Here is a 21806-nt window from a genome sequence, read left to right on the forward strand (position 1 = left end):
CATTGCGGAGACCCCATCGCGGCTGGCCTCCCCCCAAGCTCATGAAGGAGCACCCCATGGCAAAGATTCTCAACAGCATTGTTGAAGCAACCGGCCAGACCCCCCTGGTTAAGCTGAACCGACTGGACGAGGGTCTTCCCGGTAACGTAGCGGTCAAGCTTGAGTTCTACAACCCCGCTGGTTCGGTTAAGGACCGTATCGGTCGCGCCATCATTGACGCTGCTGAGAAGTCGGGTGCGCTGAAGCCCGGCGGCACCATTGTTGAGGGCACTTCCGGTAACACCGGTATTGCGCTGGCTATGGTGGGTGCTGCTCGCGGTTACCGCGTCATCCTGACCATGCCGGAGACCATGTCTGCTGAGCGTCGCGTGCTGCTGCGCGCTTACGGTGCTCAGATTGTGTTGACCCCGGGTACCGAGGGTATGCGCGGCGCTGTGGAGAAGGCTAAGGAAATCGTTGCGACCACCGAGAACGCTATCCTGGCGTCCCAGTTCTCCAACGAGGCGAACCCCACCATTCACTACAACACCACCGGCCCCGAGATTTGGGAAGCAACCGACGGTAAGGTCGACATTTTCGTGGCGGGTATTGGCACCGGCGGCACCATCTCCGGTACCGGTAAGTACCTGAAGGAGCAGAACCCGAACGTTAAGGTTGTTGCGGTTGAGCCGAAGGACTCCCCGCTGCTCTCCGAGGGTCGCGTTGGTCCCCACAAGATTCAGGGCCTGGGCGCTAACTTCGTTCCCGACACCCTGGACCGCGGCATCTACGATTCGGTGACTCCGGTCAGCGCTGAGGACGCTATGCGCACCTCCCGCCTGCTGGCTACCCAGGAAGGTATTCTGGGCGGTATTTCTTCCGGTGCGGCTGTGTGGGCTGCTCTGGAGGAGGCTAAGAAGTCTGAGAACAAGGACAAGCTGATTGTGGCTATCGTTCCCGACTTCGGTGAGCGTTACATCTCTACCGCTCTGTACGAGGATATCCGCGGCTAATAGGCCCCGGTCTTCGGCACCCCTCCCCGTGAGGCCGCCATCTAGAACAGTACGCAGTGTTCGACGCTCCGTCCCGGTTGCATGCCGGGGCGGAGCGTTTGCGTTTTCCCGCGATACTCCCCCGCTGAGACCCGCCCGAGCCCGAATATTACGTTCCGCACGCAATTGTGACCGAGATGTTAAAGAGAGCACTCACTATGACGACGACAGAGTTCGGGAATAGGTGAATGAGCACCGTTGTTGGTACCTTTGGAAAGGTCGCATACACAGAGCGCGACCGATGAGGGAAAGGGAACCCATGAGTTTTATTGCGCGTCTGCGTGAAGATATTGAGAACGTCCGCCAGCACGACCCTGCTGCGCGCGGCGCTGTCGAGATTGCGCTGAACTATTCGGGTATGCACGCGATTTGGGTTCACCGTCTGACCCATAAGCTCTGGCAGAAGGATGAGACGAAGGCTCTGGCTCGTACTCTCTCGCAGTTTGCTCGTTTTCTGACCGGTGTGGAGATTCACCCCGGTGCGACCATTGGCCGCCGTTTCTTCATTGATCACGGCATGGGCATTGTCATTGGTGAGACCGCTGAGGTTGGTGACGACGTGATGCTGTACCACGGCGTGACCCTGGGCGGTCGCTCCCTGGAGAAGGTGAAGCGTCACCCCACCATTGGTGACCGTGTGACCATTGGTGCTGGCGCTAAGGTGCTGGGTCCGGTGGTTATTGGTGCCGATAGCGCTATCGGTGCGAACGCTGTGGTGGTCCACGATCACCCCGCCGATTCGATTATTACCGGCATTCCGGCGAAGCACCGCCCGCGTACCCCGGAGAAGAAGAAGCCTCTGGTGGACGCTGTGGAGTACATTGACCCCGCCATGTGGATTTAGCGCTTAGCAAGCGTTTTGAGGCGGTAGAGGCGCACCTGGCGGCTCCTCACGAGGCTCCAAGCTCCTCACCGGGCTCCGCAGGTCTTCTCCCCTGCTATACGCCCCTCAAGATACCCCTGAGGCATCTCGGGGGTGCCCCATCAAGACATAACGAAAGCCCGCCTTCGACCGGATTCTCATCCAGCCGAAGGCGGGCTTTGACGTATTCAGCTACGTGAGCTTAGTGAACGTGAATGTCCGCTGCGTTCACCTCGGAACGGTCACCGCTCCACATGGTGTGGAAGGCGCCCTCTTCGTCAATACGACCGTAGGTGTGTGCACCGAAGAAGTCACGCTGACCCTGAATCAGGGATGCGGGCAGGCGGTCGCGGCGCAGGCCGTCGTAGTAGGACAGTGCGGATGCGAACACCGGCACGGGGATGCCCAGTGCGGTTGCCTTAGCCACCACGCGACGCCAGGAAGGAACGAGCTCCTCCATGAGGTTCTTGAAGGCGGGTGCCAGCAGCATGTTCGCGGGCGCTTCGCCTGCGTAGGCAGCCATGATGTCGCCCAGCAGCTCGGCGCGGATGATGCAGCCTGCACGCCACAGCGATGCGATGGTGTCCAGCTTCAGATCCCAACCGTATTCCTTGCCTGCGCGGGTGAGCAGGTCCATGCCCTGTGCGTACGCAACGAGCTTGGAGGCGAAGAGTGCGCGGCGCACATCCTCAACGAACTCGGGGTCGCCTGCACCGATGCCGGTGGTTGCGATCAGACCTGCGGGCAGTTCGCGTTGTGCCTGCTCGCGCTGCTCACGCTCGGAGGAGGAGAGGGCGCGTGCAAACACGGACTCTGCGATAGCGGAGACGGGGGAACCGAGGTCCAGGCCGGCCTTAGCGGTCCACAGGCCGGTACCCTTCTGGCCCGCTGCGTCAACGATAACGTCAACCAGGGGCTTGCCGGTCTTTGCGTCTACCTGTGCGAGCACCTCTGCGGTGATTTCGATCAGGTAGGAGCTCAGGTCGCCTTCGTTCCAGGTCTTGAAGATTTCTGCCTGCTGTGCCGGCTCAATGCCTGCGATGGAGCGCAGAATGTCGTAAGCTTCACCGATTACCTGCATGTCGGCGTACTCGATGCCGTTGTGGACCATCTTCACGAAGTGACCCGCACCGTCGGTGGAGATCCATGCGCAGCAGGGTGCGCCGTCCTGCGGTGCCTTCGCTGCGATCTTTTCGAGCAGCGGGCCCAGGTGCTTGTAGGACTCTGCGGAGCCGCCGGGCATCATGGAGGGGCCCCAGAGAGCGCCCTCTTCGCCGCCGGAGACGCCAACGCCTACGAAGTGCAGACCCTTTTCAGCCAGGGCGTGCTCGCGACGGATGGTGTCGGGGAAGTGGGAGTTACCGCCGTCGATAATGATGTCGCCCTCATCGAGCATGGGGGTGAGCTGCTCGATCACTGCGTCGACGGGTGCGCCCGCCTTGACCATAATCAGGATGCGGCGGGGAGACTCGAGGGAGTCAACGAGTTCCTGCAGGGACTCGGTACGGATGAAGTCGCCGTCTGCGCCGTGCTCAGCCAGCAGTGCGTCGGTCTTCTCTACGGAACGGTTGTGCAGTGCCACGGTGTAGCCGTTACGTGCCAGGTTGCGGGCGAGGTTTGCGCCCATGACAGCAAGGCCGGTGACACCAATCTGTGCCTTCTTGTTTTCAGTCATGTATATAAGGATACGCGCTTAGGGCAGGCTATATATAGGTGGAGTGCAGTTTTATGCTTGGAGGAATCACAGTTCCGGCTGGATTATCTTCGTGAGCTTCCCGCCGGGCACCCTCGCGGCGGGTAGTGGGTAAAGAAAAACCCCGGCACCTTGCGGTACCGGGGTAATCGGTGGGTCCTACCGGGATCGAACCGATGACATCCACGGTGTAAACGTGGCGCTCTACCAGCTGAGCTAAAGACCCGTAGTTCTCACTGATTTGTTTTTGTTTCAGTGGCGAACACAAGAGAAAACTATACGGGCTTCTGGTGTGGCATGCAAATCGAAAACATGTGTTCTATGTCTCAGTATTTTTTTCCTTTTCGCAACCCACCCCACAACAAGCCACATCAAGCCATGGTGATTCTTGACCTTTTAGGTAGACCATACCCTTTTATTCCGCGCCATTCCGCCCACCCCACCATTCCGCGCTATATAGGTGCAAAAAGACCCTAACTAGTACTTTTGATGCGCATATTTTTCGCTTAGAGAGCTAAGCCGCGAAACCCACATCACAAAAACCTTCGTTTGATGCCAAGAAGCCCACATTTAGGTCTAAGATAGTAGAGATAAGTAGCGAAGTAGACCCCACGGATCTATGGCGCTTAAACACAAAGATTGTTCGACAACGCAACAACGCGCGGCGGGCGATCTCACAACCGCACAGAAGAGAGGTTGGATTAGTTTGGCTAACGTACCGAACGAGCACTCCCTGAGCACCCTTCTCGATGGCTTCAAGGACATCGACGTAGAAGAGACCCAGGAGTGGGCCGAGTCCCTCGAGGACCTTATCAAGACTCACGGCACCGAGCGTGCAGAGTACATCCTTCGCGCACTGCTCAAGGAGGCTGGCGCAAAGGGTGTTAAGGTCCCGACTCTGGTCAAGACCGACTACATCAACACCATCCCCGTCGACCAGCAGCCCGAGTACCCCGGTGATGAGGAACTCGAGCGCCAGTACCGCGCATGGATTCGTTGGAACGCAGCAATCATGGTTCAGCGTGCCCAGAAGAAGGGCATCGGCGTTGGCGGTCACATCTCCACCTTCGCAGGTGTGGCTGACCTCTACGAAATGGGCCAGAACCACTTCTTCCGCGGCCGTAACCACCCCGGTGGCGGTGACCAGGTCTTCTTCCAGGGTCACTCCTCCCCCGGTGTCTACTCCCGCGCATTCGTTGAGGGCGTCCTGACCGAAGAGCAGATGGACGGCTTCCGCCAGGAGAAGACCAAGGGCGCAAACGGTATTCCTTCGTACCCGCACCCCCGTTGCATGCCCGAGTTCTGGCAGTTCCCGACCGTTTCCATGGGTCTGGGCCCCCTGAACGCAATCCACCAGGCATCCTTCAACAAGTACCTGCACAACCACAAGATCAAGGACACCTCCGAGCAGCACGTCTGGGCATTCCTGGGCGACGGCGAAATGGACGAGCCCGAGTCGCGTGGTGCACTGCAGCTGGCTGCAAACGAGCACCTGGACAACCTGACCTTCGTCGTCAACTGCAACCTGCAGCGTCTGGACGGCCCCGTTCGCGGTAACGGCAAGATCGTTCAGGAGCTCGAGGCATTCTTCCGCGGCGCAGGCTGGCACGTCATCAAGGTCCTGTGGGGCTCCGACTACGACGAGCTGCTCAAGAAGGACAAGAGCGGCAAGCTCATCCAGCTGATGAACGAGACCCTCGACGGTGACTACCAGACCTTCCGTGGCGAAGACGGTGGCTACATCCGCGAGCACTTCTTCGGCAAGTACCCCGAGACCAAGGAACTGGTTGCAGACCTGACCGACGAGCAGATCTTCAACCTGCGCCTGGGTGGCCACGACGACAAGAAGCTCTACGCAGCCTACAAGGAAGCTATGGAGACCAAGGGCAAGCCCACCGTCATCCTGGCACAGTCCATTAAGGGCGCAGAGCTCGGCCCCTACTTCGAGGCACGTAACTCCACCCACCAGATCAAGAAGTTCACCATGGAAGCACTGAAGGGCTTCCGTGACCACCTGAACATCCCCATCTCCGACGAGGAGCTGGAGAAGGATCTGTACAACCCGCCGTACTACCTGCCCGAGGCAAACCACCCGGCACTGCAGTACATGCAGGCACGCCGCAAGGAACTCGGCGGTTACATCCCCGGCCGTGCAAACACCCAGCCTGAGATTATCCTGCCCGAGTCCAAGGTCTACGCACAGACCAAGAAGGGCTCCGGCAAGCAGACCGCTGCTACCACCATGGCGTTCGTCCGCCTGATGAAGGACCTCATGCGCGTGAAGGGCTTCGGTCACCGTATCGCTCCCATCACCCCCGATGAGGCACGTACCTTCGGTATGGACTCCTTCTTCCCCTCGGCTAAGCTGTACAACCCCAACGGTCAGAACTACGTGCCCGTTGACCACCAGCTCATGCTCACCTACACCGAGTCCCCCGAGGGCCAGATCGTTCACGTGGGTATTAACGAGGCAGGCGCAACCGCTGCGTTCATCGCTCTGGGCTCCTCCTACGACACCCACGGCGAGCCGATGATCCCGATTTACATCTTCTACTCGATGTTCGGCTTCCAGCGCACTGGCGACGGCTTCTGGGCTGCTGCCGACCAGCTGTGCCGCGGCTTCGTCATCGGTGCAACCGCAGGTCGTACCACCCTGTCCGGTGAGGGTCTGCAGCACAACGACGGTCACTCCCCCATCCTGGCGTCCACCAACCCGGCGTTCAAGATCTACGACCCGGCATACGGCTACGAGATTGCTCACATCGTGGAGCGCGGTATCGAGCAGATGTACGGTACCAAGGACGAAGACCACAACGTCATGTACTACCTGACCGTGTACAACGAGCCGATTCACCAGCCTGCTGAGCCGGCAAACGTTGACGTTGAGGGCATCATCAAGGGTATCCACAAGATCAGCGAGTCCCCGCTGACCTCCGGTCCCAAGGCACAGCTGCTGGCATCCGGCGTTGCTGTTCCGTGGGCTGAGAAGGCTCAGCAGCTGCTGGCTGAGGACTGGGGCGTCTCCGCAGACCTCTGGTCTGTCACCTCGTGGACCGAGCTGCGCCGCGACGGCATTGCCGCTGAGGAAGAGGCTCTGCTGAACCCGAACCAGCCCGCTCGCGTTCCTTACGTGACCCAGAAGCTGGCTGGCGCTGCTGGCCCGATTGTCGCGACCACCGACTTCGCTTCGGATGTTCCCGACCAGATCCGCCAGTTCGTTCCGAACGACTTCGCAACCCTGGGTGCTGACGGCTTCGGCTTCGCAGACACCCGCCCGGGTGCACGTCGCTTCTTCCACATCGATGCAGAGTCGGTTGTTGTCCGTACCCTGCAGATGCTGGCAAAGCGCGGCGAGGTTGCAGCAGACGTTCCCGCGAAGGCATTCGCTAAGTACGACCTGCTGAACGTGAACGCTAACTCCGAGCTGGAGCAGCACTAAGCATTTAGCGGTAGAACCCCGGTTCTGCGTTAGAAGCTAAACGATGCCCCCGGTTGATGATTCATCAACCGGGGGCATTATATTTATTGGTTTTTGAGAACCCACTCTTTATATCGGAGATTAACTTCTGATAGCTGCTTTCGCTGTTCTTCTAGTTTTGTTTCATTATCCCGGATGAGCGGTTTTTGATACGAAGCTACAAGATTAGCAAGACCTTGAGCCATTCCTGTATCTTTACTGCATTGTGCTTCAATGACGCTGAGTCGAATTTCTTCTTCTGATGCCGGGGCATTATTATCACCGCTAGCACGGGTTGCATTTGATAGTTCTTTTGTACCCCATTCTTCGTCGCCTTTTCGTGGCGTTAGACCTTTATCCGATAGGCATTTCCACCATGCTTCACGGTATTTTTTCCATTCAGGATGATTCATGGCAGCTGCATAGGATTCGCCGTGGATTCGACGATAGGCTTCTGTGAGGCCACTTTGCTCTTCGAGGCTGATGCCCGCGATCTCTTTCAACGTGGCTAAGATTTCAGGCATGCACTGTTCCATGATTTTTGTGTCATAGCCCCCGGATGATGGTGCATTCCCTCGCTTGTAGTTTCCATATTTGGCGGCGTATTCGGGGTTCCAGAGGCCAAACTCGCGACCGGACGAAAAGAATTTCCTATCTTCTACATCCGGGATATATATTTCATAGGATTGGCCGTGTTTTGCGAAACAGCGCTGCCTGAGAATTTCCAAGGCTCGAGTGTAATACTGGGAATTTTCATCTAAAAGGTCATTGTATTCTTCGAGTGGAGTAATGATTTGGTTGTTTTTATAGTCTAGAGTTGCTTGGGCTGTTTCATCACGTTCTAGTTGCGGGCCTGCAGAACAGGATGTGCAGGCTAACGTGAATGCAAACGTTATAGCCATTGCGGGTTGAAAGAATTTCTTGAGGTTCATAATTCTCCCTCCTTAATTGGATAAAGAATATGCGGTAGTAAAGAAAGCTGGGTTATGCTCTGGCGATAATCACCATGTAGTGCCCAGTAATACGGGTGCTTAGGGAATCAGTTGTCTATGCTAAGCCCTATGCTGAACCAAAGTTCAAGCAGGACTTCGGGCATGGGGGAATACCTACTAGTTTGGGAGCGCACCCATGACGAAAGGATCAAGCCGCTATGTGCAGACAATACACAGGGGGGTCTGCAGCGTCATGACTACTAGGAGAATGTTCTAGAGCTTCATCGTAAACTCCTAGTGTTTTGAGAAGGATATCCTTCTGCATGAGTGAGATACGTTTCAAGACCTGGTGTATGCCGAGTCGTTCTCTTAGATACAATCCCAATCTATGTAATCGGAATCATATTTAAGAGGTGGCTTCAATCTAGCACTCATTAAGGAGTCTTTTCAAGCAACAAATGAGTCATGTGTCACAAAATTTAAGAGTGTATGTGTATAATAAGGTCTGTAAAATTTGGCATTTTGCGCCATTTGTGTACCGATAATTTTTTACACAAATCTTTTATATGACTAAAATCACCTAAAAGATACTCTTTATGATAAGAACACGCATGCATGTTTTAACCGATGTAGCCCGGAGGTAACGACTATTACCTCCGGGCTACATCAGTTATAGAGGGTTAGCCGGCGAAGTGGCCGGTCACCTCCGCCAGACGCGTCGGATTCACCAGGTCAGGGTGCGTACCCTCCAGCAGCACCGAACGGAACGACGACGCATGCGCCGACCAACCCTCCGCATCCAGGTACGGCTGATCCTCATGCGGCACACCCACCAGCAACACGTCCCCTTCAAAGAACGCCTGCTCAGCACCACGCATCAGTGCCGCTGAAGCACGCATACTACCCAAGCACACGCCCAGCTTCTCCTCCGGTAGGTAACCCATCGCCGAACCCGCCCGCTGCAGACGCTCCAACGTACCCGGCAAATCAAGCCGCTCATCGGCGGCAGGCTCCGGCAAACCGCCCATACGCAACAGCGCGCGGAAGCTCTCCTGCTCATCCGGCGCAGGCACGCCCTGCCACTGCTCCGAAGGATACGCATCCAACAGGATGACGCGCTCAACCTGCGCACCCGCAGCCTGCGCCAGAGCCGCCACCTGCACCGCGGCAGTACCGCCCACAGACCAGCCCATCAACGCAAAACGACGCGGCAACGAACGCTCCGCCAGGGTCTTCTCGATCAGCTTCAGGTAGCCCTCAGCCAGCTCCTGCAAACTCGACGCAAACCCGGCATTCGGGTCAGAGAACGCCTCAGCCTGCACAGCATACACACCCTGCTGAGCCGGAAGATGCGAAAGGTACCCCGCATAGCACCAGCCCAAACCACCAGCAGGCGGCAGAATAAACAGCGGCGCGGGGGCACCGGTAGTATCGGGGACAACGGGCTGCTCACGCTGAGTCACAACGTGTTCGCGCTGAGTCAAAATGTGCTCACGCAGCGGCAGAACCGGCGCGAACTCCGCACCCTCGCCACGCTCGCCCGCAATGGACGCCGCCAAAGCCTGCACTGTCGGATGCGCAAACAGCGCACCAATGCTCACGCTCAGACCCAGCTGCTCCTCAACCGCGGCAATCACCTCAAGAGCCGCCAGCGAATGACCACCCGAGGCGAAGAAATCCTCATCCACGCCGAAACGCTCACGACCCAGCACACCGGCAATAATCGAGCACAGCTGCTGCTCCAGCAGGCCGTGCGGGCCCTCAGCATCAGAAGTCTGAGGGGTCAGGTCGAGGGACGCCAACAGCTTGCGATCCGCCTTACCGGAGGGGCTCACCGGCAGAGCAGGCAGGGTGTGCCACAGGGTCGGCACCATGTAGTCCGGCAGAACCTGCGCACAATGCTCACGCGCCGCCTCCACCAGCTGCTCAGCACGCTCAGCGGGCACGTCGCCGACCTCCAGCACCGCCGCCAGGGCGGGCTCACGCAGGCCGCGGTACAGCAGAGCCACCGAAGCGCTCACGCCCTCAACCGCTGCAAGAGCCATCTCAATATCGCCCAGCTCCAGGCGCTGACCGCGCACCTTAATCTGATAGTCCGTGCGGCCGCGGTAACCAATGACGGCACGGCCATCGGGAAGAATCTCCCAGCACGCCAAATCGCCCGTACGGTACAGGCGCTGACTCTCACCGTTCAGCAGTACGAGCGCACCGGCGGGAGCCTGCTCCACGAAAGCCGCCGCGGTCGCCTGCGGGTTGTTCTTGTAGCCGCGCGCCAGCTGCACGCCCGACAGGTGCAGTTCGCCCGTCACGCCCACCGGCACGGGGTGGCCGGTCGGGTCAAGAATCAGGGTTCCGGTGTTCCAGACCGGCTCGCCAATGGGCACGCTCTCACGCTGCGGGTCGTTGGACGTCTCCCAGAAGGTGACATCCACCGCCGCCTCGGTCGGGCCGTACAGGTTCAGCGGGTACACGCCCAGAACCTCGCCCGCAGCCTGCACCTGGTCCTTCTGCAGCGCCTCACCCGAGCAGACCACGTAGCGCAGGGGCTGCTCTCGATCCTGACCGAAGCCAGCATCAGCCAGGATGCGGCGCGCCGCCGGCGAAGAGGTCAGCGCCGACAGCATGGTCGGCACAAAGTGCACCGCAGTGACGGACTGCTCGGCAATCACTCGCGCCAGGTAGGCGGGGTCGCGGTGACCCTCCGGCGCGGCAATGACCACGGCGGCACCCTCGGCGAGAGGCCAGTACAGCTCCCACACGTGCACGTCAAAGGAGATGGGGGTCTTGTGCAGAACGCGGTCGCCCTCCCCCACCGGAATCTGGTGCTGCTGCCAGCGCAGGCGGTTATCAATCGCGCGGTGGCTGATGGCAACGCCCTTAGGCCTGCCCGTGGAGCCGGAGGTGAAGAGCACGTAAGCGTCCTCGTCCAGACCGGTTTTCGCGCCCGGAAGCTCCTCTGCGGCGGGTGCTGAGGAGTGTTCCCCGTTGGGTTCCTCGGCGCTCAGTAGGGGCAGAGTATGCTGCGGCAGGTTCGCGTGACGCTGCGGTTCCTGCGGGTTCAGCTCTTCCGCGTTCAGCGGGTGCAGGCCGGGGCCGTGCAGAAGCAGGGAGCACTCGGCGTCCTCCATCATCACGCCCACACGCTCAGCGGGCAGATCCGGAAGCACCGGCACATAGGTGGCGCCAGCGTACAGCAGGGCGTACAGCGCCACGTACTGCTCGGCGCCGCGGTGCACACGCAGACCCACCGCGTCGGAAGGGCGAACACCCCAGTCCAGCAGCTGCGCGGCAAGCGCACGGGCGCGCTCATCCAGCTCGGCGTAGGTGAGGGCGCGGTCAAAAGCGTAGGCGCGCTCCGACTCGGGGGTGAGCACCTCACCGGGCGCGGGGGCAGAATCCAGCACCGCGAGCGCCTGCGGATGTGCCGCCACCGCGTCATGGAAGCGACCCAGCAGGGTCTTGTACTCCAGCGGGTGCTCGGTCAGCGCCGGGGCGGTCAGCTCGCGCAGGGTCGCAAGCTCCGCCTCGGTCGCCAAGCCGAGATTGTTCAGGGAGGCGTCCTCGCGCTGCGCCTCCGCGGCGTAGGCGGGTAGCCACTCGCTCAGGCGGGCGGCGTGACGTTCCAGCTCCTCAGCGGTGTAGAGCGCCGGGTTCATGTCAATCTCGCAGGAGATGCTGTTGCCGCGGCCGGGCATGCCGCGCAGGGTGAAGGTCGCGTCAGCAACGGGACCGGCAGAGATATTGTGAATACGCGCGGTCGGTACCGCGGATCCGGACTCGTCCTTCGAGGGCGCCGCCAGCGGCAGCACCGCGTCAAAGGGCACCACGTTAATCTGCGCACCAAACAGCCTGGACTGGGCATTACGCGCGGTACGCTCGAGGTCTTCCTGACGAGCCAGCGGATGCTCAGCGTTGCGGGCGTACTGCTCCTTCACCGAGTGCAGGGATTCCGTGATGGGGCCGGTCGCCGCAACCTGCACCGGCAACACATTCACCGCGGTACAGCCGGTCTGCGCGCTCGCCGTACCCAGGGCGCGGGTCGCCTCCGGCAGGGTGCGGGCGAACATGCGGTTCATCTGCGGCACGCCGAACGAAGCCTGCGGGTAGCCGCCCACACGCGCCAGGTACGAGCCGACAGCGGCGGTCGCCAGCACGGGCCAGGAGACGGCGTGCTGCTTTGCCGCATCCAGCAGAGCCTGCTGGGTGGGCACATCAATGCTGAACGCCAGGCGCACAGACTGCGCCGACGGGGATGCGGTACGACCCGCCAGGGAGGTGTCTTCCTGCTCCAGGGCGCCGCTCGCCTCCCAGAAGGCGACGTCTTCGTCACGGGCGCTGGAGGCGGCATCGTCCGCGTCGAGCAGCTGCTGCAGACTCATGCGGCGGGTTGCCGGAACCGGCTGACCGGCGGACAGGGCGCGGTATATCGCCGCCACGCGGGAAAGGCCGTTGAACGCGGCGAATCCGTCGGCAACCACGTGGGAGAAGGAATGGTACACCCAGAGGAACCCGCCGTAACGCGCCACGGCGCTGCGCACGGTCACGCCCTCATCGGTGGTAAGGGGCTGGGCGAGCAGGCGCTGTGCCCAGGCGCGCACCGGCGCGGGCAAATCAGAGTCAGGCAGGGCTGAGTCAGGCAGGTCAGAGGCGTTCTCCTCCCCCGCCTCTGCGGTGCCGTTCAGCTCGCCCTCCTCCAGTTCGCCCCCGTCCAGTTCGCCTCCGTCCACGAGCAGGTCAATACCCTCGAGGAACGCCTCAAGCGGCAGAATCTGCTGGGAGGCGGCGCCATCGGCAATGCGGGTGCGCACGCGGAAACCCTCGTTCTCGCGGTAGAGCTGTTCAAAAGCCTCACGCAGCAGAGCGAGGTCGGTATCTGCGGGGCATTGCAGAACCTCCGCAGTGTTGTAGCAGGGGTTCGTCGGGTCAATCGCGGCGGCAAAGTAGATGCCGCGCGCGTTAGTGGTCAGCGGCAGCCAGGGGCTGTCAGCGCTGTGCTGTGCGGAGGGGTTCGCGGCGGTGCGAAGGTCGGAAGCAGTCCCGAAGCTAGCGGGTGCGGTAGTATCAGCTACGCCCATGGTGGCCTCTCAAAGGTCTGGATTAGGGGTCTGGATTAGGGATGATATGCGGTGTGTGAAAGGTAAGTGTGAAAGGTAGGCTACTGCTCCGCCGCTTCACGCTGGCAGAAGTGCGTTGGCAGAAGTGCGCTGACAAGGGTAAACGCAGCCACACAACACGGCACAAAACCTGCGCAAAGAAAAACGAGGCGAGTAGCAAACACCCCGGGTACCCGCCTGCATTCGCGGCAGGCGGGCACTCGGGGTGCGGTAACGCTTAGCCCAGGCGGGAGGCGATGAACTCCACGGTCGGGTTCTCTACCAGCTCGGTAAACTCAATCACGGCGCCCTCAGCGGCAAGGTCGTCGAGCAGGGCGAATGCGCCCATAGAGTCCATGCCTAGGGAGAACAGGTCGGTGGTCGGCTCGTCAAAAGCGGTCTGCAGGGAGTCGGGCTCGACGATGTACTTCTCCATGATGGGGCGCAGGGTCTCAAATGCGGACATTTTTCTCCTCAATAGGGGTAGGAATAAGGGCGTACGGTTTAGCCGAAAATGGTCAGCTCAAAGGGTTTAGCCGAAAATTTCGGCAAGCTTGGCGCGCAGTTCGCGGCGAGAAATCTTACCCACGTTCGTGGTGGGCAGCTCCTGCAGAACCTGCACGCGCTCCGGGATCTTGAAGTCGGCGAGCTTCTTCGAAGTGAAGAACTCGTGCATCGTGCGGCGCGGGTTTTCGCCCAGGTCGGCGCCTTCCAGCGGCACAATGACCAGGCCCACGCGCTCGCCCACAGTCTCATCCGGGATGCCCAGAACCACGGCGTCAAAAACGTCGGGGTGGGTCAGCGCCAGCTCTTCGATTTCGTCCACGGCAATCTTCTCGCCGTTGCGGTTAATCTGGTCCTTCGCGCGGCCAGTCACCTCAAGGTACTTGCCTGCGACCAGTCGCACAATGTCGCCGGTGCGGTAGAAACCGTCCTCGGTGAAGCCGTAACGGTTCGCGTTCTCCTCCAGGTAGTAGCCGCGAATCGTGTACGGGCCGCGGGTGAGCAGGTGGCCGCTCTCGCCGCGCTTAACCGGCTGATCCTGATCATCAACAATCAGGATTTCGTCGTCGGGGCTAATCGGGTAACCCTGAGTCCTCAGACGCATCTCAATCGGGTCGGTCGAGCGGGTGTAGTTCACCAGGCCCTCAGCCATGCCGAACACCTGCTGAACGGTGCAGCCGAGCACCGACTCAATCTTGCCTGCAACCGCCGGAGCCAGCTTCGAACCGCCCACCTGCAGGGTCTGCAGGGACGGCAGGGACACGCCGCGCTTCTCCGCGGAGGCGACCCACGCCTGAGCCAGCGGCGGCACCAGCGCGGAGGTGGTCACGCCCTCCATCTCAATGAGGTGGAACGCAGTCTGCGGGGACGGATCCGCCGCAAACACCAGCTTGCCGGAGGCGCACATGACGCCCAGAATACCGGGCGAGCTCATCGTGAAGTTGTGGGCGGCGGGCAGCACCACGAGCATGGTCGTGTTGTTGTTCAGCTTGCAGATATCGACCGAGCCGCGCACCGAGTACAGGTAGGCGGCGTGGGTGCGAGGAATCAGCTTCGAAATGCCGGTCGTACCGCCGGAGAGCTGCAGGAACGCCACCTGCTCGCTCGCACGCAGGTTCTCGGTGTTCTGAATGACACCGGGCACGAACTCTTCAGCGAGCTCCTCTTCGGTCAGCGGGGTCAGCGGCTCCGCAACGTCAATAGCAACCGGCGGCTCCAGGGAGTTCTTGCGCAGCTCGGCGGCAACGTCCTCGTGCAGGGCGGTGAAATCTGCGCCCGGGGTCAGCGAAGAGAACACGTGCGCCGCAGCGTCGGTGCGGGTCGCAAAGTGCACGAGCTCGGTGGTGCGGTGCTGCGGCAGGCAGAACACCGGCAGCGCCGCCGCCCAGAAAATACCCAGCAGGTACACCAGGTACTCGGCGGTGTTACCCAGCTGCAGCAGCACACGGTCGCCCGGCTGCACGCCAGCCTGAACGAGGCGCGCCGCAGCGGCACGACCTGCCGCCTCCAGCTCACCGTAGGAGAGGCGAATCTGCTGGGGCTTGCCGTCCTCATCGAGCTGCGCGTGCGAGAGCGCCACCAGCGCCGGGAAGTGCGGCTTTGCGCGGCATGTATCTAGCAGGAACTCGGGGATAGTCTGGTCAATCCAGTAGCCGGCTTCGCGGTACTTCGCGGCAAAAGACTCGGGGATGAGCGGCGTGGGGGCCAGGGGGCTACGTTCTACGGTCATCTTCTCTCGATTTCTGTGTCGTTTGCGGTTTCTATAGCGCTCACGTGCTGCGTGCGTTCGCAGCGTGATGCCATCTCGTCAATGAGGGCGGGTGCGCAACCTGCGCCGGGTACCCTTCGGCACCCCTCGCGGCGCGGTAGTGTTGCACTTCTCTTAGGCTGTACTTCTCTAGGATACGGGCGCGGCGGTGTTTACCCTAACGGGAACCCCGCACGCCCACCATGCGGGGTGTGCTCTACCCGTGCAGGATCCCTAGGCGATCTCTCGCTACTCCTCAGCTAAGCTCCGCTCAGCGCGCTCAGCCTCCCGGCGGGCAGCAATAATACGTTCCAACGCCGGCACAATCGCACCGCGCCAGCACGCATAATCGTGACCGCCGTTGAAGGCCGTGCAACGCGCATTCTTCAGGCCCAGCTTTTCCAGGCGCTCCTTCAACTCGCGGTGAGGCGGTACCAGAACCCACTCCTGCTCCCCCACCTCAATCTCAAGGTAAAGGTGGCGCAGGCGGTCGATCTCACCCGCCGCCTCAAGCTCGTCCAGGCGGTCCATGACCTGCGGCTGCCACAGCGACGAAGACTGCGCGATCGCGCCGCCAAACGCCTCCGGGCGGCTCAGCACCGCCAGCAAGGAGGACAGCCCACCCAGCGACTGACCGTTAATCACAATGTTCTGCGGCGCGGTCTTAATGCCGTGCACTGCCTCCAGGTGCGGGAACGCGATCTCTACCAGGTAGTCGGCAATCGGGTTGTCGCCGTTCAGCTCCTTCCAGCGGTTCTCACGACCGCCAGAGTGCAGGAAGAACACGTGCATCGCCGGAATACGACCGGCCTCGTGGGCGCGGTTGAGGGTCTGCTCCATGCCCTGGCTGAACCACATCTCACCGTCGAACTGGATGAACAGCGGCGCATCCGGGGCGGGGTCGCCCACGCGACCGAGCACATACTGGTGACCATCAGAGGTCTGCATCCACTCGGGGGCGGGCAGCGCGTCAATCTCTTCCTGAGTCAGGAGGAACTCCTGCACCGGCGCGTGCTCAAGCTGCACCACACCCATGCAACGACCGATACGGTTACACGCGGTCTCGGGGTTCAGCGGGTCGCCCTCGCCGGAATCCAGGGCGGCGCGCAGGCGCACCTGGTCGTCATCACCCAGCCAGGCGGGGCGCTCGCCGGGCAGCGCCGGCAAGAAGTTGTAGGAGGCACGCCAGGTGGTTTCCATCTGTATGCTCAGCTGCCACCAGCCAGTGCCCTCGATGCGGGCCATGAGGGAACGGTCGAGGTTCTTCTCATCGGTCAGGCGGTTAATGAACATGAGCACCTGCTCCGCCTGCTCGTTGTGGTACAGGAAGGTAACGATGCGTTCGTTCTCACTGATGCTGCCGTCTTCGCGGTGCACCGGCTCGATGATGGGGGTGCCTTCGGAGACGACCTCAAGGATGCGGGCGTTCAGCTCTTCGGGGCTGACCGCCTCGGCGATGAGGGCGCTGATGAGGGGACTGTCCACGCGCGGTGCCGGTACGGGGCGCGGGATCTTGGGAGGGGCCGGGCGCACGGTCGGCGCAACGGTACGCGGCTGCGCCGAAGTAGCCTGTTCAGAAGTGTTCTGGGCAGAAGTATTCTGTGCAGAAATACTCTGCGCGGGAACGGTCGCGGTGGGTTCGTGCTCGCCCAACGGTTCCTCCTTGGTCTGTGGAAACACTCAATCGGTGAGAATCGGTGAGGAGGCGCATTATCGTTAGTTAGCCTCTACTACCTCACTCTATGGTATCCCTTACCCAAACTCCAGCCAAAGGGAAAAGCGAAAGAACCACAACATGACATTCATGACAGCGAGCGCGGGCTCCTAAAACCCAAGCGCAAGCCGCCACAACCCCACCTAAGACCAACCCAGCCCAGCCCCACCTAAGACCAGCCCAGCCCAGAAGTTAAAAGAGATGAGGCACCGAGACCGTGCATCAAACCTTCAAACAGTGAAGGTCTCATGCGGCAGTCTCGGTGCCTCATCTACGGGTTCCCAAAATGGAACCTACCCAGTGCTCGGAGCCGTTCATGCGTCAAAGACGGGCGAGCACCGGGTAGGCGCCCTACGCGCAGGGGATCCTGGGTCCCTCAGATCCTAACGTTCGCTACTCGGCGCAATGCCGAGCTTTTCCACCCGTACTGAGACGGTTGGCGCTAACTCCCACGCGGCTTAGGGGCGAAAACTATTCGCTTTCGCGGGCCGCCGAAATAGCGTCAGCGGCAATATGAATTGTTTGGTTCTCCTTCGGAATAACCAAAGGGGTGCCAGTGCATGGATCAGGAATAATAACCGATTGCAGGTCAAAAACTTCCTGGATAAGTTCCGGTGTAATTATCGCACGCGGATCGCCCTGAGCGATAATCCGGCCCTGCTTCATTAACACAACATGAGTAGCATACCTGAAAGCAAGGTTCAGGTCATGCAACACCACGGCTACCGTTCGCCCTTCGGAATGCAATTTCTTCGTCAGGTTCAGCACCTCGATCTGGTGCGTGATGTCCAGGTAAGTGGTCGGCTCATCGAGCAGAATCAGCGGGGTCTGCTGCGCCAGGGTCATGGCAATCCACACACGCTGACGCTGACCACCCGAAAGCGCCTCAATGGGACGCTCAGCAAGCTCCAGCACGTTCGCCGCCTGCATCGCCTCCACACAGGCGCGCTCGTCCTCATCAGACCAGGAACGCAGCAGCGACTGGTGCGGGTAGCGGCCGCGCGCCACCACATCTGCCACGGTCACGCCGCTAGGCGCCTCCGGGGTCTGCGGCAGCATCGCCAAGATCTTCGCGATAGCGCGGGACTTCATCTGCGGCAGCGGGGTGCCGTCCAGGCGAACCTCACCCTGCTTGAGCGGGTTCACGCGGGCAAGAGCCTTCAGGGTGGTCGACTTACCGCAGGCGTTCGGGCCCAAGATAACGGTCAGCTCCCCCTCCGGCACCTGAAAATCTACCCCGTTGAGCACCGTATGCTCACCGTAGGCAACCACCATGTTCTCGCCTTCAAGGCGGGTCGTCACACTAGCGTTCACTAGCTCTTCTTCCTTTCGAGGTAAATCAGGTAAATCAGGTACAGGCCGCCAATCGCGCCGGTCACCACACCCACCTGAATGATGCGTCCGGGAACAGCGAATCGGCCAATCAGGTCAGAGCCGAGCACCATAAGCGCACCCATAAGTGCCGCGGAGGTGAAGCCCACCCCGCCACTGCGAGACAGGGTCTTCGCGATGTGCGGTGCCGCCAGGGCGACAAAGGCAATCGGGCCGGTCGTCGCGGTCGCCAGCGAAACCAGAAGCACACCGATAAACAGAGCCGCCACACGGTACGCGTTCACGCTCACACCCAAACCGGATGCCACCTGGTCACCAAAACGAATCGCGCCCAGCGGGCGGACCAGCATCAGCAACAGCGGAGTCACCACGAGCAGCAGACCCATCAGCGCGTAGGTGCGCTCCCACGTGATGTCATTGAGCGAACCGGCAAGCCAGGACGCCGCGGTCTGCGCCTGAGTCAGCGAAGCACGCACCACCAGCAGCGCATTGAACGCCGCCAGGGTCGACCCCACACCAATACCGACCAGCACCAAGCGGAAGCCATGCAGGCCCGTGCGGCGCGTCAACAGCCACACCAGCACCGAAGTCGCCAAGCCACCAACCACAGCACCCAGAGCAACCTCAACGGGGCCGGAATTGAAGACAATAATCTGCAACAGCGCACCGGTCGCAGCACCATTCGTGAAGCCGATAATATCCGGCGAACCCAGGGCATTACCCGAAATCACCTGGAAAATCGCACCCGAGAGACCAAGCGCCGCACCCACCAGAAGCGCCGCCACAATACGCGCCGCACGCTGCTGAGCGAAAGTCACCGTAATCTGCTTGCCCTCACCCAGCAGCGCCGGGATCAGCTTCTCCGGGGCGATCTTATAATCACCCTGCAACATGCCCCAAAACGCCAGCGCCGCAATCAGCACCACCAACGCCACATTCAAAATCAGCACACGCCACGGCACCTGAGCACTCAGCGGACCGCGCACAGTCAACACCGGGCGGCCACCCAAATCGCGGCCGCTACGACGCGCAGAACGATTAGCTGCAGTGGTGACGGTCGCCGTCGAAACAGCGGAAGAATTCGACATTAGAGAGCCTCCACCTTACGACGAGTCATCAAGAACAAGAACACCGGGGCACCGGCAAGAGTCGCCACAATACCCACCTGAGTCTCCTGCGGAGCCACCAGCACACGCGCCAACACGTCAGCACACAGCAGCCACACCGGACCCAACAGCGCCGAACCATAATTCACCCAGCGCACATCATTACCGAGTAGGGCACGCACCACAAACGGCACCGCCAAACCCACAAAACCAATCGGACCCACCGCAGCAGTCGCCGCACCGGCAAGCACCGTCACCGCCAGCAACGTCAAATTCTGGGTCGTACGCACACTCACGCCGAGGCTGGTCGCCGCCTCCTCGCCCATACTCAGAGCATTAATCGCAGGAGCCACAAAGAACGCCACCAGCATACCCAGCAGAATCACCGGACCCACCGTCGACGCGATATCCATACCGCGGCCCTCCAGCGAACCGGCAACCCACACACGGAACTCGTTATATGCATCCTGATCAGCCAAAATCAGGCCCTGTGCAATCGCCGACAGCGCCGCAGAAATCGCCACACCCGCCAGAGCGAGCTTCACAATCGACCCGTCACGACCACGACCCAGCGTGTACACCAGCACCGCAGCCAACGCGCCACCAATCGTCGCAGCAACCATGTACTGCCAAATACCCATCACGCCAAAAACCACCACGGAAGCAATCACAGCCACCGCAGCACCGGCATTCACACCCATCAGGCCGGGCTCAGCCAGCGGGTTACGAGTCAACGACTGCATCAAAGACCCGGCAACCGCCAACGCCGCACCCGCCGCAAGACCCACCAAGGTACGCGGAATGCGCTGCTCCATCACAATCGTCTGCGCCTGCTCAGAAGCAGTGCCATTGAAAACAGCCAGAACCTGATCCGGCGGAAGATTATTCGACCCGAACAGCAAAGAAGCAGCCACAGCCCCCACCAAAAGCACCGCAAACAAGAACAGAAAAGCCAGGCGCTTACCCAACTTCTGCCCCTGAATCACAGAACCCTGACGGGACGTACTCTCCTGCTGAACATCTCGGGACAATGAGCTCGTGAAGGCCACTATGCTCCTTATGCTCGATACAAGAAAACGGGGAGGCACACCCGGCGCACCCACACCACACGAGGGGCACCCGGCACACCGGTAGATAATGAGAGAAACGCCGGAGCGGGCGGGTTACTCCCCCACCCGCATCCGACGTTAAGTCTTAGCGCTTACGGGTCAGCAGCAGCGCAGCGGCACCCACAATGCTTACGCCCAGAACCACCACGCCAATCCACGGGAACGCAGCACCGTAAGTCACGGTCTGAACGGTGGATGCGGTGTTAGCCGCGCCCGAAGCTGAAGCGCTCGGGTTCGACGCAGTACCGCGCGCAGAAGACGAAGAAGATGCGCTCGCCGAAGCGGTCGCCTTCTTCTGGGCATTTGCAGAAGCCGAAGCAGCAGGCGCAGCGGAAGAGCCAGAGGTACCGGAGGTACCGGAAGAGTCAGCTTCCGCGTTCAGGCGGTCGTACTCCTCCTTAGTGATGGTGTTGCCCTCAGCGTCGGTGTACACGGTCTCAGCCTCAGCCGCGCCACCTGCAGAACCATTCGAGGAGCCGTTCGAACCACCATTGGACGAGGACTCGTTGGAATCGTTAGAGCCCTGAGCCTCGTCTGCAGAGTCTGAGTTGTTAGAGTTCGAGCCGCCGTTCGAGGAACCACCGTTGCTCTTCGAGCTGGAAGAGCCGCGGTTCGAGGAAGAACCCGAAGAGTTCGAGGAGGAATTATCCGAACCGCCCTCACCCACCACGGTGAACTCGGGGCTACGGTTGCTGTACGCCTCGGTGCCCAGGTACTTGCCGTCCTTGTCACGCTTCTCACCAGTTGCAAGGAAACGCAGAGTGTGAGTGCCAGCGCCAACATCCGGCAGAACGAAGGAACCGGAGACGTTACCGTTGCCATCGGTCTTCTGCTGGTGCACCACGCAAGCGCCCTGTGCCGCATCGGAGGGGCACAGGTTACCGTCGTCCACCTTCACGGACACCACAGTGTTTGCGGGGAAGCCGCTCACGCTAAAGGAAATCACGCCGTGCTCGCTCACAGAGGAGGAAACAGTCGAAGAGGTGCCGGGGGTAGATGCCTTCGCACCGCCCGGAGGCAGAGCGGATGCAGTGCCAACGCCCAAGCCCAGCGCCAGGGTTGCGGCAGCGCAGGCGGTCAGCGCCTTAGAGGTCAGGGATGCCTTCGGGGCTCCCGAAAAAGGTGCACGCATGGTGGTCCTTTCAAAATTACCGGGGTCGAAGCTGAACGCTACCGGGTTCGTGTCAGTGAAGTTCAGTAGGTCGGTGCAGTTCAGCGGGTCGTGA

Annotated in this window: 13 protein-coding genes and 1 tRNA gene; 3 read left to right on the forward strand and 11 right to left on the reverse strand. The window is 60.8% G+C overall.

Annotation, left to right across the window (positions count from 1 at the left end; all coding sequences use genetic code 11):
* Positions 1-56 precede the first annotated feature (56 nt).
* Complete coding sequence (gene cysK / locus HMPREF2842_RS02960) at positions 57-992, forward strand: cysteine synthase A (protein ID WP_005505601.1); 936 nt, start codon at positions 57-59, stop codon at positions 990-992.
* Between the two features lie 298 nt (positions 993-1290).
* A complete protein-coding gene (gene epsC / locus HMPREF2842_RS02965; protein ID WP_049347410.1) occupies positions 1291-1875 on the forward strand; it encodes a serine O-acetyltransferase EpsC in 585 nt (194 codons plus the stop codon).
* A 220-nt stretch (positions 1876-2095) separates the two neighbouring features.
* On the opposite strand, the gene gndA is transcribed toward epsC, so the two are convergent.
* Together gndA and HMPREF2842_RS02975 are read right to left on the reverse strand one after the other, a co-directional pair.
* Positions 2096-3568 (reverse strand): NADP-dependent phosphogluconate dehydrogenase, encoded by a 1473-nt coding sequence (gndA, locus tag HMPREF2842_RS02970; protein WP_005505596.1) that lies wholly within the window; start codon positions 3566-3568, stop codon positions 2096-2098.
* A gap of 171 nt (positions 3569-3739) precedes the next feature.
* Positions 3740-3812, reverse strand: a tRNA-Val gene (locus HMPREF2842_RS02975).
* A gap of 480 nt (positions 3813-4292) precedes the next feature.
* Here HMPREF2842_RS02975 and aceE point away from each other — a divergent pair.
* A complete protein-coding gene (gene aceE, locus HMPREF2842_RS02980; protein ID WP_070642652.1) occupies positions 4293-7025 on the forward strand; it encodes a pyruvate dehydrogenase (acetyl-transferring), homodimeric type in 2733 nt (910 codons plus the stop codon).
* Between the two features lie 83 nt (positions 7026-7108).
* Here the strand turns inward: aceE and HMPREF2842_RS02985 are convergent, their stop codons facing one another.
* From HMPREF2842_RS02985 to HMPREF2842_RS03025, 9 genes are all read right to left on the reverse strand, one after another.
* Positions 7109-7975 carry a hypothetical protein gene (locus HMPREF2842_RS02985; RefSeq protein ID WP_070642655.1) on the reverse strand — a complete coding sequence of 289 codons (867 nt, stop codon included), beginning with the start codon at positions 7973-7975 and terminating at the stop codon, positions 7109-7111.
* A 680-nt stretch (positions 7976-8655) separates the two neighbouring features.
* Entirely contained in the window at positions 8656-13050 is a 4395-nt protein-coding gene (locus tag HMPREF2842_RS02990; protein WP_210398783.1) for a non-ribosomal peptide synthetase, read from the reverse strand.
* A gap of 256 nt (positions 13051-13306) precedes the next feature.
* Entirely contained in the window at positions 13307-13534 is a 228-nt protein-coding gene (locus HMPREF2842_RS02995) for a phosphopantetheine-binding protein (RefSeq protein WP_005507422.1), read from the reverse strand.
* A 66-nt stretch (positions 13535-13600) separates the two neighbouring features.
* Positions 13601-15301 carry a (2,3-dihydroxybenzoyl)adenylate synthase gene (locus tag HMPREF2842_RS03000; protein WP_049354603.1) on the reverse strand — a complete coding sequence of 567 codons (1701 nt, stop codon included), beginning with the start codon at positions 15299-15301 and terminating at the stop codon, positions 13601-13603.
* A 267-nt stretch (positions 15302-15568) separates the two neighbouring features.
* The gene (locus HMPREF2842_RS03005) at positions 15569-16972 is read right to left on the reverse strand and encodes an enterochelin esterase domain-containing protein (protein ID WP_141752173.1); all 1404 of its coding nucleotides are present in this window, start codon (positions 16970-16972) and stop codon (positions 15569-15571) included.
* A 532-nt stretch (positions 16973-17504) separates the two neighbouring features.
* A complete protein-coding gene (locus tag HMPREF2842_RS03010) occupies positions 17505-18347 on the reverse strand; it encodes an ABC transporter ATP-binding protein (RefSeq protein WP_049347404.1) in 843 nt (280 codons plus the stop codon).
* Positions 18347-19453 carry a FecCD family ABC transporter permease gene (locus HMPREF2842_RS03015; RefSeq protein WP_049342128.1) on the reverse strand — a complete coding sequence of 369 codons (1107 nt, stop codon included), beginning with the start codon at positions 19451-19453 and terminating at the stop codon, positions 18347-18349. Before HMPREF2842_RS03015 ends, HMPREF2842_RS03010 begins: the two co-directional genes overlap by 1 nt.
* Positions 19453-20520: a FecCD family ABC transporter permease gene (locus tag HMPREF2842_RS03020; RefSeq protein WP_080974537.1), complete on the reverse strand. Its 1068-nt coding sequence runs from the start codon at positions 20518-20520 to the stop codon at positions 19453-19455. Before HMPREF2842_RS03020 ends, HMPREF2842_RS03015 begins: the two co-directional genes overlap by 1 nt.
* A gap of 145 nt (positions 20521-20665) precedes the next feature.
* On the reverse strand, positions 20666-21712 hold the full coding sequence (locus tag HMPREF2842_RS03025) for a hypothetical protein (protein ID WP_049342129.1): 1047 nt from the start codon (positions 21710-21712) through the stop codon (positions 20666-20668).
* Positions 21713-21806 lie beyond the last annotated feature (94 nt).

The sequence above is a fragment of the Rothia sp. HMSC069C10 genome, assembly GCF_001812205.1.
Taxonomy (GTDB): domain Bacteria; phylum Actinomycetota; class Actinomycetes; order Actinomycetales; family Micrococcaceae; genus Rothia; species Rothia mucilaginosa.

Excerpts from the sequence above, each read along its gene's own strand:
- HMPREF2842_RS03025 (WP_049342129.1), bottom strand. The coding sequence starts at position 21,712 with ATGCGTGCACCTTTTTCGGGAGCCCCGAAGGCATCCCTGACCTCTAAG.
- HMPREF2842_RS02985 (WP_070642655.1), bottom strand. The coding sequence starts at position 7,975 with ATGAACCTCAAGAAATTCTTTCAACCCGCAATGGCTATAACGTTTGCA.
- epsC (WP_049347410.1), top strand. The coding sequence starts at position 1,291 with ATGAGTTTTATTGCGCGTCTGCGTGAAGATATTGAGAACGTCCGCCAG.
- HMPREF2842_RS02990 (WP_210398783.1), bottom strand. The coding sequence starts at position 13,050 with ATGGGCGTAGCTGATACTACCGCACCCGCTAGCTTCGGGACTGCTTCC.
- HMPREF2842_RS03015 (WP_049342128.1), bottom strand. The coding sequence starts at position 19,453 with ATGTCGAATTCTTCCGCTGTTTCGACGGCGACCGTCACCACTGCAGCT.
- gndA (WP_005505596.1), bottom strand. The coding sequence starts at position 3,568 with ATGACTGAAAACAAGAAGGCACAGATTGGTGTCACCGGCCTTGCTGTC.
- HMPREF2842_RS03000 (WP_049354603.1), bottom strand. The coding sequence starts at position 15,301 with ATGACCGTAGAACGTAGCCCCCTGGCCCCCACGCCGCTCATCCCCGAG.
- HMPREF2842_RS02995 (WP_005507422.1), bottom strand. The coding sequence starts at position 13,534 with ATGTCCGCATTTGAGACCCTGCGCCCCATCATGGAGAAGTACATCGTC.
- cysK (WP_005505601.1), top strand. The coding sequence starts at position 57 with ATGGCAAAGATTCTCAACAGCATTGTTGAAGCAACCGGCCAGACCCCC.